Raw genomic sequence first — 13,807 nt, forward strand, 5'->3', positions numbered from 1 at the left:
GTGCTCCCATCTGTCACAACACCTTGGACAGGAATGTCTGGGTACGCAGATGCCGCGGCCTGGCCAGGACCTCGCGCGGGTCACCCGACTCGACCACCACGCCGTCGTCCATGAAGACGAGCGTGTCGCCGACCTCCCGGGCGAAGGCCATCTCGTGGGTGACGACGATCATCGTCATGCCCTCGCGGGCCAGGCCCCGCATGACGTCCAGGACCTCGCCGACCAGCTCGGGATCCAGCGCGGAGGTCGGCTCGTCGAACAACATGAGCCTGGGCCGCATCGCCAGCGCCCTGGCGATGGCCACGCGCTGCTGCTGGCCGCCCGACATCTTGGCCGGATAGCTGTGCAGCTTCTCGGCCAGCCCCACCCTGCGCAGCAGGTCCTCGGCGTGCGCGGTGGCGGCCGCCTTGCTCTCCTTCTTCACCAGGCAGGGGCCGAGCACGACGTTCTCCAGCGCGGTGAAGTGCGGGAACAGGTTGAAGCTCTGGAAGACCATGCCGATGCGGGCGCGCTGGCGGCAGACCTCCTTGTCGCCGAGCTCGTGCAGCGCCTCGCCGCTCTGCCGGTAGCCGATGAGCTCGCCGTCCACCCAGAGCCGGCCTCTGTTGATCGTCTCCAGGTGGTTGACGCAGCGCAGGAACGTGCTCTTGCCCGACCCCGAGGGGCCGACCAGGCACATCACCTGCCCTTCGTCCAGGGACAGGTCGATGCCTTTGAGCACGTGGTTGCGCCCGAAGTGCTTGTGCACCCCCTCGGCGCGGACCAGAGCGGACATCAGCGGTCCTCCTTGACGTGGGCGCGGCGGGCGGCCAGGTTGCGGCGCAGGCGGGAGCCGTACGAGTCGCCGGGGTCGCGGTCGGGAGAGAAGCGGCGCTCGATCCGGGTCTGCACGGAGGTCAGGATCGAGGTCGCCAGCAGGTACCAGATGCTGGCCACGAGCAGCAGCGGGATGGTCTGGAAGTTGCGCCCGTAGATGATCTGGACGCTGTAGAGCAGCTCGGGGATGGCCAGCACGCTGATCAGCGAGCTGGTCTTGAGCATCGCGATCGTGTTGTTGCCCGTGGGCGGGATGATCACCCGCATGGCCTGCGGGAGCACGATCCTGCGCATCGTCATGCTCTTGGACAGGCCCAGCGAGCTGGCCGCCTCCAACTGCCCCTTCGGCACGGACACGATCCCCGCCCGGACGATCTCGGCCATATAAGCGCCCTCGTTGAGCGCCAGCCCGAGCACACCCGCGATGAACGGGGTGATCAGCGTGTTGGCGTCGAGGGTGGCGAACGTCGGCCCGAACGGCAGGCCAAGCTGGATCGTCGGGTAGAGCGCGCTCAGGTTGAACCAGAAGATGAGCTGGACCAGCAGCGGCGTACCACGGAAGAACCAGATGTAGGCCGCGGCCGTCCACGACAGCACCTTGTTGTCCGAGCCGCGCATGACCGCGAACAGCACGCCCAGCGCGATGCCGAGAACCATGGCGATCGCGGTGAACTGCAGCGTGAGCAGCAGCCCGTTGAGCACGCTGCCGTCCAGCAGGTACCTGGCCACGATCTCCCACCGGTAGCGGGGGTTGGTGACCAGGGACGTCACGAGCAGCGCGAGCAGGCCCAGCACCACCACCGTGGCGGCCCACCGCCACGGGCGCCGCACCGGGATCGCCTTGATGTCGGCGTCGGGCCGCCGGCTCTTCGGCACGGTGCCGGTCGCCATCGCTAGGCACACCCTTCCTTGATCGCCTGCGGGAAGATCTCGTCGCCGTCCTGCACCTGCGCGGGGTCGGTGAAGATCTCCGACTTCTCGATCGCGCCGTCCACGACGCCCCACTTGCCGGCGATGCGGGTGTAGTGGCCCTGCTGCAGCAGCCTGGTCATCGCCTCCTGCAGCACCGCGTTCATCGCGGAGTTGCGCTTGGGTACGGCGATGCCGGACAGGCTGTGCGGCGTCCGGTAGGTCCCGGTGACACAGAGCGCGCCTTCCGACTGCTTGGCCGCCCACTCCACGGCCGGCTTGTCGGCGCTCACCACGTCGGCGCGTCCGCTGGACAGCGTCAGCACCGCCTGGTTCTGGTCCGGGATCCTGATGATCTGGACGGGCTTCTTGCCCGCGCCCTTGCAGTAGGCGTCGGCCTTCTCCAGCCGCTCCACCTGCGAGGTGCCGCTCTGGACGCTCACCCGCAGGCCGCAGACGGTGTCCTTGAAGTCGTTGACCTTGATGCCGCTGCCCTTCTTCACCAGGAAGCCGCCGCCGTTGAGGTAGTTGGAGACGAAGTCGACGACGCCCAGGCGTTCCTTCTCGATGCCGAACCCGGCGATCCCGATGTCGTACCTGCCCGCCTCGAGGCCGGGGATGATGTTGTCGAAGGAGGTGTTGCGCCACTCCACCTTCAGGCCGAGCAGCCTGCCGATGGCGTCGCCGGTGTCGATGTCGAAGCCGACCAGCGTCTTGTTGTCCTCGGCGAAGAACTCCAGCGGCGCGTAGGGCGCGTTCGTGCCGATGATGAGCGTCCCGCGGTCGCGGATCTCCTTCGGCACTCCGGCGGCGAGCTTGTCGTCCTTGGCGATGTCGACGGCTTTTTCCGCCAGGTCCGGCGCTGCGTTGACGCCGCAGGCGGTGAGCGGCAGCAGGGTCACGAGGGCGACGACGAAGATGCGGTTGTTCATGGTGTCACCAACTTGCTGTGCGCGGTTCAGGGGCTGGGTGTGCCGGCCGACGGCGCCCGCCGTACGGCGGAGTCGTGGCCGGTCAGTGAGAGCGCGCTCGCCGTGCGAACCGTGAGGTCGCCCCCGATCAGGACCAGCTCCGCGGCGTGGATGGCCGACGACTGTCCCGACGTCGGCACCTCCTCGCCGAAACTGTCCCGTCCGGTCTGCGCGTAGTAGAGGATGGCCGCCCGGTCGTGCGCGACCGGATGGATGTACGGCTGCCGCGGTGCGTGGCCGGGCACGGTCAGGGCGCCCCGGTGTTCCCACCGGCGCAGGTCGGGCGAGCGGTAGACGGCCGGGCCACCGCGGGTCTCGGCGACCATCCACCCCTGGCCGCCCAGCGTGAACACCGCCGGGCCCTCGTGCCAGCCGGCCAGCGCCTGCTCCTCGACCTTCCACCCGTCGAGGTCGTCGCTGACGGCCAGCCAGACGGAGCCGCCGCGGTTCTCGTCCTTGAACCAGAGCCCGAAGCCGCCCTCGAGCAGCGGGTGCACGTACGGGTCGACGGCGTGGTCGGTGCCGAGGTCCACGCGTCCCGCGTGCGACCAGGTCCACAGGTCGGGGCTGGTCAGGTGGTGGATCTGGCGGTGCCACGGGCTCGGCCTGCCGTGAGTGTCCCAGGCGGGGTCGTCGGGCACGCCTCTGATGAACGTGACGAACATGTGGTGCAGGCCGTCGTGCCGGATCACGTCGGGGCCCCAGAAGGTGTTGAGACCCGGTTCGACCGGCAGGTCCAGGGTGCCGCGGTAGAGCCAGCTCGTACCGCCGTCGGCTGAGCTGGCGGCGGCTACCCGGCCGCCGTGGCAGCGGCCGATCCTGGGCGCTCCGCCGATCCGGGTGTTGGCCCTGCGGTGGACGAACACGCACCACCAGGTTGACTCCGCGCTGTTCCAGACGAGCACGGGATCGGTGGCGCCGTCGTGGATCGGGTCGGTGATGAGGGTCATGGGGTGCCTGCCGGGTGGTTCGGGTCGGTGACGGGTGAGGGTTCCAGGGGGAAGTGGGTGACGGCGTAGGCGTGGCCGTGCTCGACCGCCGACTCCACCGCCTCGCGCAGGGAGCCGCGCAGGTTGTCGCGGACCGCGTCCTCGTTCCACGCCATCCCGTCCAGGCACCGGGTGGCGAACAGCAGGGCCACGCGTTCCAGGCGGCGCAGGCCGCGCAGGAGTTCCGCGGTGACCACCGGGCCCCAGGGGGTGACCTCGAGCTCGCCTGCCGCGCAGGCCAGGTGGACGGTGTGGGCGCCGCCTTCCAGCTGGAAGGAGACCTGCATGACCAGTTCCGGGATGACCGGGTTCACCTTGCCCGGCATGATCGAGGAGCCTGCTTGCATGGGCGGCAGCCGTACCTCCGCCATGCCGCCCACCGGGCCAGAGGACAGCAGCCGCAGGTCGCTCGCGACGCGGGCGAGCACCCGTCCGCCTCTGGCCATGGCGTCGGCGACGGAGGCCAGAGCCTCCAGCGAGGCGATGCCGTCGGACAGGTTCGCTGCGGGTTCGAGGGCGAGCCCGGTCTCCTCGGCCAGCCGTTCCAGGGCCGGCGCCGCGTAACCCGGCGGGGCGCCCAGGCCGGTGCCGATCGCGGTCGCGCCGAGCGGCACACCCCTCAGTTCACCGGCCGCCGACTCCAGCAGCCTGGCGGCCGACAGCACCGCGCTCGCCTGCCCGTCGTGGACAAGTCCGGCCGGTACGGGCACCGCGTCCTGCAGGCAGGTGCGTCCCAGCCTGTCCAGGGACCGGTACCGCGCGGCCTGCCTGCGCAGCGACTCGGCGACTACGCGCAGGGACCGCACGGTCGCCTGGGCGGTGGTCAGGACGGCGATGTTGAGCGCGGTGGGCATCACGTCGTTGGTCGACTGCGACCTGTTCACATGGTCATGCGGATCGACCCGCACATCTGGGGTGGTTGCTGGTGCCGTGGCGAGGAGTTCGGTGGCGCGGGTGGCCAGGACCTCGTTCATGTTCATGTTGGTCGAGGTGCCGCCGCCCCCCTGCACCACGTCGAGCGGGAAGTGCTCGTGCAGGTCGCCGGCGGCGACCTCCGCGGCCGCGGCCATGATGGCGTTTCCGATCTCCTCGGGCAGCACGCCGAGCTTGACGTTGGCCCATGCCGCCGCGCTCTTGACCTGCGCGAGCGCGGTCAGCAGGGCGGGGAACTGGCGCAGCGACTCGCCGCCGAGACGGAAGTTCTCGCTGGCCCGCGCCGTATGGATGCCGAACAGGTCGCTCGAGGAAAGTCTGATCTCGCCGAGGAGGTCATGTTCGACACGGTTCTGATCCATAGCATCACCCCTCACTTGAAAGGTTGCCTGGTAGGTAGACAGCCAGACTCCATGGGGAAAGAGAGCGTGTCAATCCCTAAATATGCAGACAACAGACACTCTTGACAGGATTTCGGGCGTGAGGCAACCTGCCAGGCAACCTGACCTGTTCGCCGAAGGAGTGCCTGTGACCTTCCAGACGTTCGAGCTTGAGAACTGGCAGTCCGACCACGAGCAGACCGTGCGCTTCAACCTCGCCGACTCGACCGTCGACCCCGTCACCGTGGCCGACCTCGTCGAGGACGGCGACGACCTTGAGCGGATCATGTCCGTGCCGCTCTACTACCCGGAGGTCAACGGCGAACGGTCCCTGCGCGGCCTCATCGCCGGTCTCCACGACGGCATCGGCACCGACGACGTGCTGGTCACCGTGGGCGCGTCCGAGGCCAACGCCGCGATCGTGGACGCGCTCTGCGAGCCGGGGGACCGCGTCGTGGTCATGGAACCCGGCTACCGCCAGGTCTGGGGCCTGGCCCGCAACCGCGGCTGCGACGTGGCCGCGTTCGAACTGCACGCCGACCGCGGCTGGGCGCCCGACCTGGAGCGACTCCGCCAGGTCGCCACCCCCGGCACCAGGCTCATCTACGTGTGCAACCCCAACAACCCGACCGGCTACATCCTCACAAAAGAGGAGATGGCGGAGATCGTGCGGATCGCCGAGGACTGCGGCGCCTGGCTCGTGGCCGACGAGGTCTACCGGGGCAGCGAACGCCTGACCGACGACGAGACGCCGTCGTTCGTCGGCATGACCGACAAGGTCATCGGGGTGGGCAGCCTGTCGAAGTCCTATGGCCTGTCCGGACTGCGCATCGGCTGGGCCGTATGCACCCATCCCGAACTCGCCGACCTGTGGCGCCGGCACGAGTACGTCGCGATCGCGACCGGCCGCCTCGACAACCTCCTCGCCGAGTGCGCGCTCAGGCCCGCGGCCAGGCGACGGCTGTTCGAGCGCAACCGCGCCTGCGTGCGCAGAGGCTACGACCTGTTCGCGGCATGGGCGAGGCGGCAGGACGGCAAGCTCACCGCGCTCCCGCCGATGGCCTCCGCGCTGGCGTTCGTCCGCTATGACAGCGACCTGTCGTCCGTCGAGGTCGGCGACCTGTTCCGGCGCGAGGCGAGCGTGCTGGTCGCGCCCGGCGTGTTCTTCGGCAGGGAAGGATGGTTCAGGATCAACATCGGCATGGACACCGGCTACCTGGCCGAGGCCCTCGACGCGCTCTCACCCGTCGTGGCCGCCCTGCCGCCCGCCTCAGGAAGGTGAAGACGTGGAACTGCTCCTGCTCGCGAACGAGTACTCCGTCTGCCGGCTGCCCGCCACCTCCGCCCCACCCCCGCCGCCGGTGGCGGCCGAGTTCTACACGCTGACGGTCACCGCCGAGGAGGTCTCGGTGGTGTGCCGCTCCGGTGCGGAGCCGCCCGGGGCGAAGGTGGAGAACGGCTTCAGTGCGCTGCGGGTGGCCGGCGCGCTGGACTTCTCGCTCGTCGGCATCCTGGCGTCGCTGACCGCGCCGCTGGCCGAGGTGCGGGTTTCGGTGTTCGCACTGTCCACGTTCGACACCGACTATCTGCTGGTACGCACCGCCGACCTGCCCGAGGCCAGGGCGGCGCTGGAAGCCCACGGCCACGTGATCGGCACCGGCGCCTGATCGCGCTCCGGCCTCGGCCGGCGGCTCAGGTGAGATCGGTGGGCGGCCTGCCGAACCAGCGGGTGAGGCGCTCGTCCAGGTCCTGCTGATCGTCGCCGATCCAGGCGACGTGCCCGTCGGGACGGAGCAGGACGCACGGGACATCCAGTTCCGCCGTGGGATCCGCGAGGTAGTCGACCCGGTCCGACCAGCCGCCGACGGTCAGGCGTTCGGTGCGGTCCAGTAGCAGGCCGCGGCCGCGATGCAGCAGGCCGTAAAGGCGGCCCTGTTTCACGTCGATGTCGCGCATGCGGCGGCCGAGCAGATCGGGGCCCTCGCCGAAGTCGTAGCGGATGCCGGTCGCGGTGATCTTCTCGATCAGACGGCGGTTCACCTCGTCGAAGTCCATCAGTTCGGTGAGCAGCCTGCGCACTGCCTGCGGGCCCGGTTCGGCGGACAGCAGTTCCGTCTGGGCGCGGGTGTTGTCCAGCACGGCCTCGGCGACCGGATGGCGTTCGGCGTGGTAGGTGTCCAGCAGTGATTCCGGCGCCCAGCCGCGGACCTGTGCGGCCAGCTTCCAGCCGAGGTTGAACGCGTCCTGAACGCCCAGGTTGAGGCCCTGACCGCCGATGGGCGGATGGATGTGCGCCGCATCGCCGGCCAGCAGCACCCGACCGGCCCGGTAGCGTTCGGCCAGCCGGGTGGCGTCTCCGAAACGGGACAGCCAGCGCGGAGAATGCACGCCGAAATCGGTGCCGGCGATGGCGCGCAGCCGCTGCTGGAAATCCTCGAGGGTGGGCGGTTCCGCGCGGTCACTGACTCCCGCGGCGGGAACCACCACGCTGTAGACCCCTTCGCCGAAGGGCCTGAGCCAGAATCGCTGATGGGTCCGGCTGATCTCGGCTACCTTGGCGGCGATCTCCTCCTGCGGCACGCCTGCTTTCATCTCACCCATGAGCGTGTCGGCCCGTGAGGGCTCGCCGGGGAAGCCGACGCCGAGCAGCTTGCGCACCGTACTGCGCGCGCCGTCACAGCCGACGAGATAGCGCGAACGCAGCCGTTCCCCGCCGGCCAGCTCGACGGTCACACCCTCGTCGTCCTGCTCGAACCCGGCCACCACGCAACCGCGCCGGACCTGTGCGCCCAGGCCGATCGCATGTTCCTCAAGCAGGTTCTCGATGACCGGCTGCGGGATGCCCAGCAGATAGGCGTACGCGGAATCCAGGCCCTTGGGCGCGGGTTTGGGGATGGCGGCGAAGATACCGCCGACCGGACGCTGTCTTCCATGCCGGAGCATGCGATCCAGCAGTCCGCGCATCGCCATCAGTTCGAGACTGCGGATATGCAGGCTGACTATGCGGACGTAAGACGTGGGTTCGGTTTCCTTCTCCAGAACGAGTACCCGTACGTCGTGCAACCGCAGTTCGGCGGCCAGCATCGCACCGGTCGGCCCGCAACCGGCGATGATGACGTCGTAGGCGATGACCTGCTGAGAGTGCATAGGTGTTGCCTTTCGGGAGTGCCTTGTTGGCGCGGCGCTCCCGGCGACACCTACGTCAATCGCCCGACCGTGACGGCAGGGGGGAGCACCCACATCGCTACAGCGTTCATGGGTCTCACCTCCTCGGGCGGCGTCACGATCAACAGCAAGCTACCGGCCCGGGGATGATCCCGTCCAACCCTTTTCCGGCGCCCCCAAGGGGGCGGCGATACTGGGGGTGTGAAGTACGTGTCCAGAGTGCCGCGACCGCCGCTGGACGGGCTGATCGACGACCTTTATTACCTGGAGGGTGCGTCGCCGTACGCCCGGCTGATGTTGCCGCCGATGCCGGCGGCGTTGCTCATCGTCAACCTCGGGGCGCCGTTCCGCATCCGCGCCGGCACCGAAATCGAGACGGCCGAATACGCGGACGGGTGCGTGGTCACGATGCCCACCCGCGCCTTCGAGTTCGGCTATCCGCCGGGGACCCGGTCGGTCGGCGTGCACTTCAAGCCGTGGGGGCCGGCGCCGTTCCTGCCGATGCCCGCGGCCGAGCTGTGTGACCGGCCGGTGACGTTGGAGCAGGTGTGGGGCCGCCCCGCCGTCGCCGAGTTGCGGGACCGGCTGGCGACGGCGGCCGGGCCGTACGAGATGCTGACGTTTCTTGAGGAGGAGCTGATGCGACGGCTGCGCGAGAGCGCCGGCCTGGGGCTGGTCCGCCATACGAGCGGCGTCATCGCGGCGGCCGGCGGGGCGGTGGCGATCGGCGACCTGAGCACGGCAGCCGGTGTCAGCAGCACACATCTGGCGCAGCGGTTCAAGGAGCTCATCGGCGTCACGCCGAAGCGGCTGGCCCGCACCTGGCGCTTCACCACCACCGTGTTCGCGATCGACCCCGCCGGACCGATCGACTGGGGCGAGCTCGCCGGTGGCGCGGGCTACTTCGACCAGGCCCACTTCGGCCACGAGTTCCGGGCGTTCACCGGGCTCACGCCGACCCGGTACGTCGAAGTCCGGCGGCGGTTCCTGCGCGAACATCCCGGCCACGTGCTGAACGGCTGGCCGCTGCCGGCCGATTGATTTCTTACAAGAGCGGCGGCTCACGACACGCTAATTTTGGGGGCACCCCAGAGCAGAGGAGAGCCCCGTGGGCAAGGTGGTCATGTACAGCTCGGTGTCGGTGGACGGTTTCGTCGCGGACGAGAATGACCAGCCCGGACCGCTGTTCGACTGGTTGACCAGCGGTGACGTCCCGCTGGACGAGAGCGGCGAGGTGAAGGTGTCGCAGACGTCCCACGACTACACCCGGCCGTACTGGGACCAGATCGGGGTGACGATCGTCGGCCGCCACGTCTTCGACATGACGGACGGCTGGGACGGGAAGCCTCCGGGCGGGATCGACCACGTGGTCGTCGTGACGCACCGGCCGGCGCCCGAGGGCTGGGACCCCGAGGCGCCGTTCCACTTCGTCGACGGCGTCGAGGCGGCCATGGCCAAGGCGCAGGAGCTCGCGGGTGAGCGTGTGGTCGAGGTCGCCGCCGGCGACGTCGGTGGCCAGGTGCTCGCCGCGGGCCTGATCGACGAGGTGCGCATGGACGTCGTACCCGTCGTGTTCGGGTCCGGCAAGCGCTACTTCGGGTCGGTCCACGCGCAGCACCTGCTGGAGGACCCTGACGTGGTGATTCAGGGCAACCGGGTGCTTCACCTGCGCTATCAGGTGCGCCGTTGAGCGGCTGCGTCATGTACGCGTCGTAGGCAGCACGGGCCTCCACATACTCCAGCGCTTTCGAGGGCGGCACGGCAGTTTCCGCCAGCGGGGCGGGCACGTCCACATCGATGCGCCAGGCCGCCGCCGAGCCGGCTCGCGACCGGCTGAGCTCCGGCCTGGGCGGGATCGATCAGGGCCAGCAACGCATCGGACGTGCCCTGAACGATCGCGTGCGGCGCATTGGCTGGAATGAGCGCCGCCGTGATGGCGTGCGCCCGGCCGTCGGCGCCGGCCAGGATCAGATCCTTCCCCATGAGGAACTGCACGGCGTGGTGGGCGTGCAGACCTCCAGCGCCGAGCATGCCGCCGTAATACAACCGGCCCGGCTTGATCGCCGCCCACCGGTCTGGAACCTGCGGCATGGCGCACCTTTCGAAGCTCAGGAGAAATCCAGGCAGGGCTGCTGAGGGATGGACCTGCCTTGAGTCGGCCCGCACCTGCGAGACCTGTCGCAGCCGCGCCGGCTGGTGCTCATTGGTGTCGCCCGTTTCGCTCTGGCGGAGCTACGCGGCAGGCGCGTCCGTTCGCCTTCGGCTGTGGTCGCGCCGCCGTAGGTGGGGCACAGCTGGGCCGCTTGCCCGGTCGCTGCGAGTAGCTGCTCGGCTGAGGTGAGCAGCTCCATCAGCTCGGGGCGGGTCCGCCGCCGTGATGTCGGCACTCACGCACGATCCACCATGCCAGGGGCACCCACACCCAGAACCCAGCGGCGAAGGACACCAGAAGCGATGAGAGTCTCGACGTTGCGGCTGCTGGCCGACGCCCGCCGCACCAAGAAAGGCGGTGAGCGGGCAGCTGCGGCCGGTCGACGGCAGTCTCGTCATCGGCCCGGTGGCCAAGCGCCGTTCATACCCCACATCCGGTATCACCCGGACAGTGCGCCCACGTCCGTCAGTAGTGGGTAGGACGCTGGCCAGTGAGGGGTTACGGCCCTTGTTCTTGCCGGCGGGAATGACCAGCTTGCGCGCGATCTCCGTCAGGTTCATTCCCGGCGCCGGCAATCAGGTATGCCAGGATCACTCAAAGGGACGGAGGGTGCGCCGTCGACGGCGGACCGATCCAGCACGTTCTCGATCTCTGATGCGGCGCCGTCGAGATACCTGGTCGTGAATGGTGCTTGGAGATGGTCAGGCGGACGGGGAGCCGATGATCTCGCTGCGATAGTGGAGGAGGTGCTGGCGCCATACGTCCGCCGCCTCTTCAGCTCGGCCGGCCGCGATGTGCTCGAACACCAGGCGGAACTCGGCCACATGCCCGCCTCGCGCACCCGGCGCGGACAGGGCGCGGCGGCGCAGCTCCGACCACAGCGGGCCGTCGAGGTGACGAAGCGCCTCCTCCAGGGACTTTTCGAGGATCGGGTTACGGGCCGCGCGGGCGATGGCGCGGTGTAGGGGCAGGTCGCTGACGTACGCGCCGGTCCGCGCGTATTCGTCCTCCAGCTCGGCCAGCGTTGACTCCAACGCGTCGAGGTCCTCGGGGTAACGCTTCTCGGCGGCCAGTGCCGCCAGGGCCGGTTCGATGGCCAGCCGGGCCTCGAACACCTGTGGCGGCAGCACCTCAACGCCCCAGGTGGCCACGACGGCGGACGATCCGGTGACGATCGTCCCCCTGCCCTTGTGCGACTTGGCCAGCCCGGCAAGCTCCAGCGCGGCCAGCGCTTCCCTGATGGTCGGGCGGCTGACGTCGAAGTTCTGTGCGAGCTCGCGTTCGGGCGGTAGCTTGTCGCCAGGCTTGAGGTGCCCGTCGCGGATGGCCACGACGAGCTGGTCGGCCACCTGCACCGCCGCGCTCTTCTTGACCACAGGGGTCACCTCGAACTTCGAGCCGCCCGTCGCCATCGCCTGGAACCCCTCGTCGTGTGGTCGCTGTTGTTTGATCGCCATCTTAGCGTGCGGCTAGGCAACCTGACACCTTCTTGACGAGCTGACCCTCCCGGCCGGTCCGATGCTGCGGGCCGGACGCACCCATTCGATGCTCGGCATCCCGGGGTCCGGGCCCTTGTGTGGCGGCGATCTGAGGCCTGGAGCGCCGCTCGGTGCGCGGCCAATCTCGGGTCCGCGCCGGACCGAAGGTTGCCTGGCCGCACTCGGTCGTGTGGCTGTGCACGTTGTGTGGCCAGGCAGGCAGGCCAACGCACCTGCTTGGCCCGCTACTGCTTGTGCCACGGTGCCGGGCCAAAGCCGGCCACGGGGTTGCGGCGCGGGGTGGTGGGTTGGGTGGTTGAAGCCGAGGGACCGAGCCGGGGCAGCAGGCGCATGTGTCGGAGCGTGGCACGGGGCGGGCCGGGACCGGTGGTGGCTTGGGCGCGAAGTCCGATCAGGATGTGGCGACGAGGCTCGGGTTGGGATGTGGGGGTTCTGGCTCAGGCCGGGTGCGCGGGCAGTTCGGGTGGGTGTGGGCGGGCAGGGCTGTTTGAGCAGGGCCTCAGCGGTCCAGGTTGGTGAGCATGGTGCGGGTGATGCGGTCGAGGGTGGCGGTGTCTTCGGGGGAGAGGGTGGTGGCCAGGCGGGCCAGGGTGGCGGCGTGTTCGGTGAGGGTTTCGTCGATGACGCGGCGGCCCTCCTCCGTGAGCGTGATGCGGAAGCTGCGCCGGTCGGCGGCGTCGAGGGTGCGCTCGACGAGGCCCGCGGCCTCCAGGCGGTCGAGGCGGTTCGTCATTCCGGCGCGCGACATCATCAGCACCGCCGCCAGTTCCGACGGGATCAGCGTGTACGGCGGGCCGGATCGCCGAAGCGCCGCCAGCACGTCGAACTCGCCCTGCCTCAGCCCGTGCCGCGCGAACACCTCCTCGACCGCCGCCTCGATCCGCCGCGTCACCCCGGCGAGCCGCCCGAACACCCCGATGGGCGAAAGATCCAGATCGGGCCGTTCCCGTTGCCACGCGGCGAGGATGCCGTCGAACACGTCCATGCCGCGCAGTTTATTCGAGGCCCGATAGTCGGAAGCCGAAGCGTTGAGAGACTTTGCGGCTTGTTCTGAGAGAGGGCCGGGCATGAACGTCCAGGGCGCTGCTGAGGCGAGGTTTGAAAGGGATGTGCCCGCGTGGGGCGTCCGGGCGAACGACGCCCCGCACAACGCGGCGGCCTGACGACAGCGATCACCCCGCCGCACGCGGGTACCCCGCACGCGCGTCCTTCTCCCGCAGTCCCGCCATCTCGGCCCGCGACAACACCGCCGTGAACACCCCGGGACCGCTGGCCGCCTGGGTGAGCCGGGTCCCGTCCGGATGCCAGGCGCCGCTGCCCCCGCACGACACCCACCCGGGCCCGCTCCCGGCGTGATTGGCCACCACGGCGAACATCCGATGATCCATCGCCCGTGCCCCGAAATGCAGATCGATCCGCCGCGTCTCCTCCAGGAGGTACAACGCCGAACCCGCATAAACCTCCGCACCCCGCCGAGCCGCGTCCTACGCATGTGCAGGCACACCGGCGTCGTAACAGATGGCCAGCCCGACCCGCCACCCGTCCACGTCGAGCAGCGCACCCGGCCCGGCGGCCCGGAACAGCTCCCGCTCACGTCCGTGCAGATGGCACTTCCCGTGCACGTGCACCCGCCCGTCGGGAGAGAACGCCAGCGACGCGAGCCACGGCGTCCCGTCGGGGTGCCGGTAGGCCGCACCGGCGACCGCCGTCAGCCCACCTTCCCGTACGGCCCCGCGCACGACCTCCAGCCGAGGGTCATCCTCACTCACCCAAGCGCCAGAATCGTGAAGAAGATCCAGGTCATAGCCGATGAGAGAGAGCTCGGGAAACATGATCAGGCTCGCACCGGACGCGGCGGCGCCCTTGATCGCGGCAGCGGCGTCACTGGCGTTGGCGGTCACGTCGCCGGGTACCGAGGAGGTCTGGGCGAGCGCGACGGTCAAGATCTCATAGGACACGCGGGCATCCTACTTGCCGCCTTGGAACGGTCCAT

Annotated in this window: 15 protein-coding genes; 5 read left to right on the plus strand and 10 right to left on the minus strand. The window is 69.5% G+C overall.

Going from position 1 to position 13,807, the window contains the following annotated elements:
* Window positions 1-13 precede the first annotated feature (13 nt).
* From ACFWYW_RS53370 to ACFWYW_RS53390, 5 genes are read right to left on the minus strand one after another with little or no spacing between them, the layout of a single operon-like run.
* Entirely contained in the window at window positions 14-775 is a 762-nt protein-coding gene (locus ACFWYW_RS53370; RefSeq protein ID WP_379624620.1) for an amino acid ABC transporter ATP-binding protein, read from the minus strand.
* Window positions 775-1,707 carry an amino acid ABC transporter permease gene (locus ACFWYW_RS53375; RefSeq protein WP_379624618.1) on the minus strand — a complete coding sequence of 311 codons (933 nt, stop codon included), beginning with the start codon at window positions 1,705-1,707 and terminating at the stop codon, window positions 775-777. The genes ACFWYW_RS53370 and ACFWYW_RS53375 overlap by 1 nt, the downstream gene beginning before the upstream one ends.
* Before the next feature lie 2 nt (window positions 1,708-1,709).
* A complete protein-coding gene (locus ACFWYW_RS53380; protein ID WP_379624616.1) occupies window positions 1,710-2,657 on the minus strand; it encodes an ABC transporter substrate-binding protein in 948 nt (315 codons plus the stop codon).
* Between the two features lie 26 nt (window positions 2,658-2,683).
* Window positions 2,684-3,646: a hypothetical protein gene (locus tag ACFWYW_RS53385; protein ID WP_379624614.1), complete on the minus strand. Its 963-nt coding sequence runs from the start codon at window positions 3,644-3,646 to the stop codon at window positions 2,684-2,686.
* Window positions 3,643-4,980, minus strand: coding sequence for a lyase family protein (locus ACFWYW_RS53390; protein ID WP_379624612.1), 1,338 nt, complete (start codon window positions 4,978-4,980; stop codon window positions 3,643-3,645). Before ACFWYW_RS53390 ends, ACFWYW_RS53385 begins: the two co-directional genes overlap by 4 nt.
* Window positions 4,981-5,146: 166 nt before the next feature.
* On the opposite strand from ACFWYW_RS53390, the gene ACFWYW_RS53395 reads away from it, so the two are divergent.
* Window positions 5,147-6,280 carry an aminotransferase class I/II-fold pyridoxal phosphate-dependent enzyme gene (locus ACFWYW_RS53395; RefSeq protein ID WP_379624610.1) on the plus strand — a complete coding sequence of 378 codons (1,134 nt, stop codon included), beginning with the start codon at window positions 5,147-5,149 and terminating at the stop codon, window positions 6,278-6,280.
* Between the two features lie 4 nt (window positions 6,281-6,284).
* Window positions 6,285-6,665 carry an ACT domain-containing protein gene (locus ACFWYW_RS53400; protein WP_379624608.1) on the plus strand — a complete coding sequence of 127 codons (381 nt, stop codon included), beginning with the start codon at window positions 6,285-6,287 and terminating at the stop codon, window positions 6,663-6,665.
* Between the two features lie 25 nt (window positions 6,666-6,690).
* On the opposite strand, the gene rox is transcribed toward ACFWYW_RS53400, so the two are convergent.
* On the minus strand, window positions 6,691-8,145 hold the full coding sequence (gene rox / locus ACFWYW_RS53405; protein ID WP_379624606.1) for a rifampin monooxygenase: 1,455 nt from the start codon (window positions 8,143-8,145) through the stop codon (window positions 6,691-6,693).
* Window positions 8,146-8,364: 219 nt separating this feature from the next.
* Between rox and ACFWYW_RS53410 the strand changes: the two genes are divergently transcribed.
* The 3 genes from ACFWYW_RS53410 to ACFWYW_RS53420 all read left to right on the plus strand — a co-directional run bounded on the left by ACFWYW_RS53410 (window position 8,365) and on the right by ACFWYW_RS53420 (window position 10,299).
* Complete coding sequence (locus ACFWYW_RS53410) at window positions 8,365-9,204, plus strand: helix-turn-helix domain-containing protein (RefSeq protein WP_379624604.1); 840 nt, start codon at window positions 8,365-8,367, stop codon at window positions 9,202-9,204.
* A gap of 67 nt (window positions 9,205-9,271) precedes the next feature.
* Window positions 9,272-9,853, plus strand: coding sequence for a dihydrofolate reductase family protein (locus ACFWYW_RS53415; protein WP_379624602.1), 582 nt, complete (start codon window positions 9,272-9,274; stop codon window positions 9,851-9,853).
* A 107-nt stretch (window positions 9,854-9,960) separates the two neighbouring features.
* Window positions 9,961-10,299 carry a hypothetical protein gene (locus ACFWYW_RS53420; protein ID WP_379624600.1) on the plus strand — a complete coding sequence of 113 codons (339 nt, stop codon included), beginning with the start codon at window positions 9,961-9,963 and terminating at the stop codon, window positions 10,297-10,299.
* Window positions 10,300-11,016: 717 nt separating this feature from the next.
* Here the strand turns inward: ACFWYW_RS53420 and ACFWYW_RS53425 are convergent.
* The 4 genes from ACFWYW_RS53425 to ACFWYW_RS53440 form a co-directional block, all read right to left on the minus strand.
* Window positions 11,017-11,772, minus strand: a complete 756-nt coding sequence (locus ACFWYW_RS53425; RefSeq protein WP_379624598.1) for a FadR/GntR family transcriptional regulator — start codon at window positions 11,770-11,772, stop codon at window positions 11,017-11,019.
* Window positions 11,773-12,313: 541 nt separating this feature from the next.
* A complete protein-coding gene (locus tag ACFWYW_RS53430; protein ID WP_379624596.1) occupies window positions 12,314-12,799 on the minus strand; it encodes a MarR family winged helix-turn-helix transcriptional regulator in 486 nt (161 codons plus the stop codon).
* Window positions 12,800-12,986: 187 nt separating this feature from the next.
* Window positions 12,987-13,190 (minus strand): hypothetical protein, encoded by a 204-nt coding sequence (locus ACFWYW_RS53435; RefSeq protein WP_379624594.1) that lies wholly within the window; start codon window positions 13,188-13,190, stop codon window positions 12,987-12,989.
* Window positions 13,191-13,298: 108 nt separating this feature from the next.
* Window positions 13,299-13,772, minus strand: coding sequence for a carbon-nitrogen hydrolase family protein (locus tag ACFWYW_RS53440; protein WP_379624592.1), 474 nt, complete (start codon window positions 13,770-13,772; stop codon window positions 13,299-13,301).
* Between the last annotated feature and the right edge of the window lie 35 nt (window positions 13,773-13,807).

Origin of the sequence: Nonomuraea sp. NPDC059023, from assembly GCF_042740095.1 — a bacterium.
In the GTDB taxonomy this organism is placed as follows: Bacteria; Actinomycetota; Actinomycetes; order Streptosporangiales; family Streptosporangiaceae; genus Nonomuraea.

What these genes read in the sequence shown, in the direction of transcription:
- ACFWYW_RS53370 (WP_379624620.1), bottom strand. Translation starts at nt 775, where the DNA reads ATGTCCGCTCTGGTCCGCGCCGAGGGGGTGCACAAGCACTTCGGGCGC.
- ACFWYW_RS53430 (WP_379624596.1), bottom strand. Translation starts at nt 12,799, where the DNA reads ATGGACGTGTTCGACGGCATCCTCGCCGCGTGGCAACGGGAACGGCCC.
- ACFWYW_RS53380 (WP_379624616.1), bottom strand. Translation starts at nt 2,657, where the DNA reads ATGAACAACCGCATCTTCGTCGTCGCCCTCGTGACCCTGCTGCCGCTC.
- ACFWYW_RS53375 (WP_379624618.1), bottom strand. Translation starts at nt 1,707, where the DNA reads ATGGCGACCGGCACCGTGCCGAAGAGCCGGCGGCCCGACGCCGACATC.
- ACFWYW_RS53385 (WP_379624614.1), bottom strand. Translation starts at nt 3,646, where the DNA reads ATGACCCTCATCACCGACCCGATCCACGACGGCGCCACCGATCCCGTG.
- ACFWYW_RS53390 (WP_379624612.1), bottom strand. Translation starts at nt 4,980, where the DNA reads ATGGATCAGAACCGTGTCGAACATGACCTCCTCGGCGAGATCAGACTT.
- ACFWYW_RS53425 (WP_379624598.1), bottom strand. Translation starts at nt 11,772, where the DNA reads ATGGCGATCAAACAACAGCGACCACACGACGAGGGGTTCCAGGCGATG.
- ACFWYW_RS53435 (WP_379624594.1), bottom strand. Translation starts at nt 13,190, where the DNA reads ATGTTCGCCGTGGTGGCCAATCACGCCGGGAGCGGGCCCGGGTGGGTG.
- rox (WP_379624606.1), bottom strand. Translation starts at nt 8,145, where the DNA reads ATGCACTCTCAGCAGGTCATCGCCTACGACGTCATCATCGCCGGTTGC.
- ACFWYW_RS53420 (WP_379624600.1), top strand. Translation starts at nt 9,961, where the DNA reads ATGCGCCAGGCCGCCGCCGAGCCGGCTCGCGACCGGCTGAGCTCCGGC.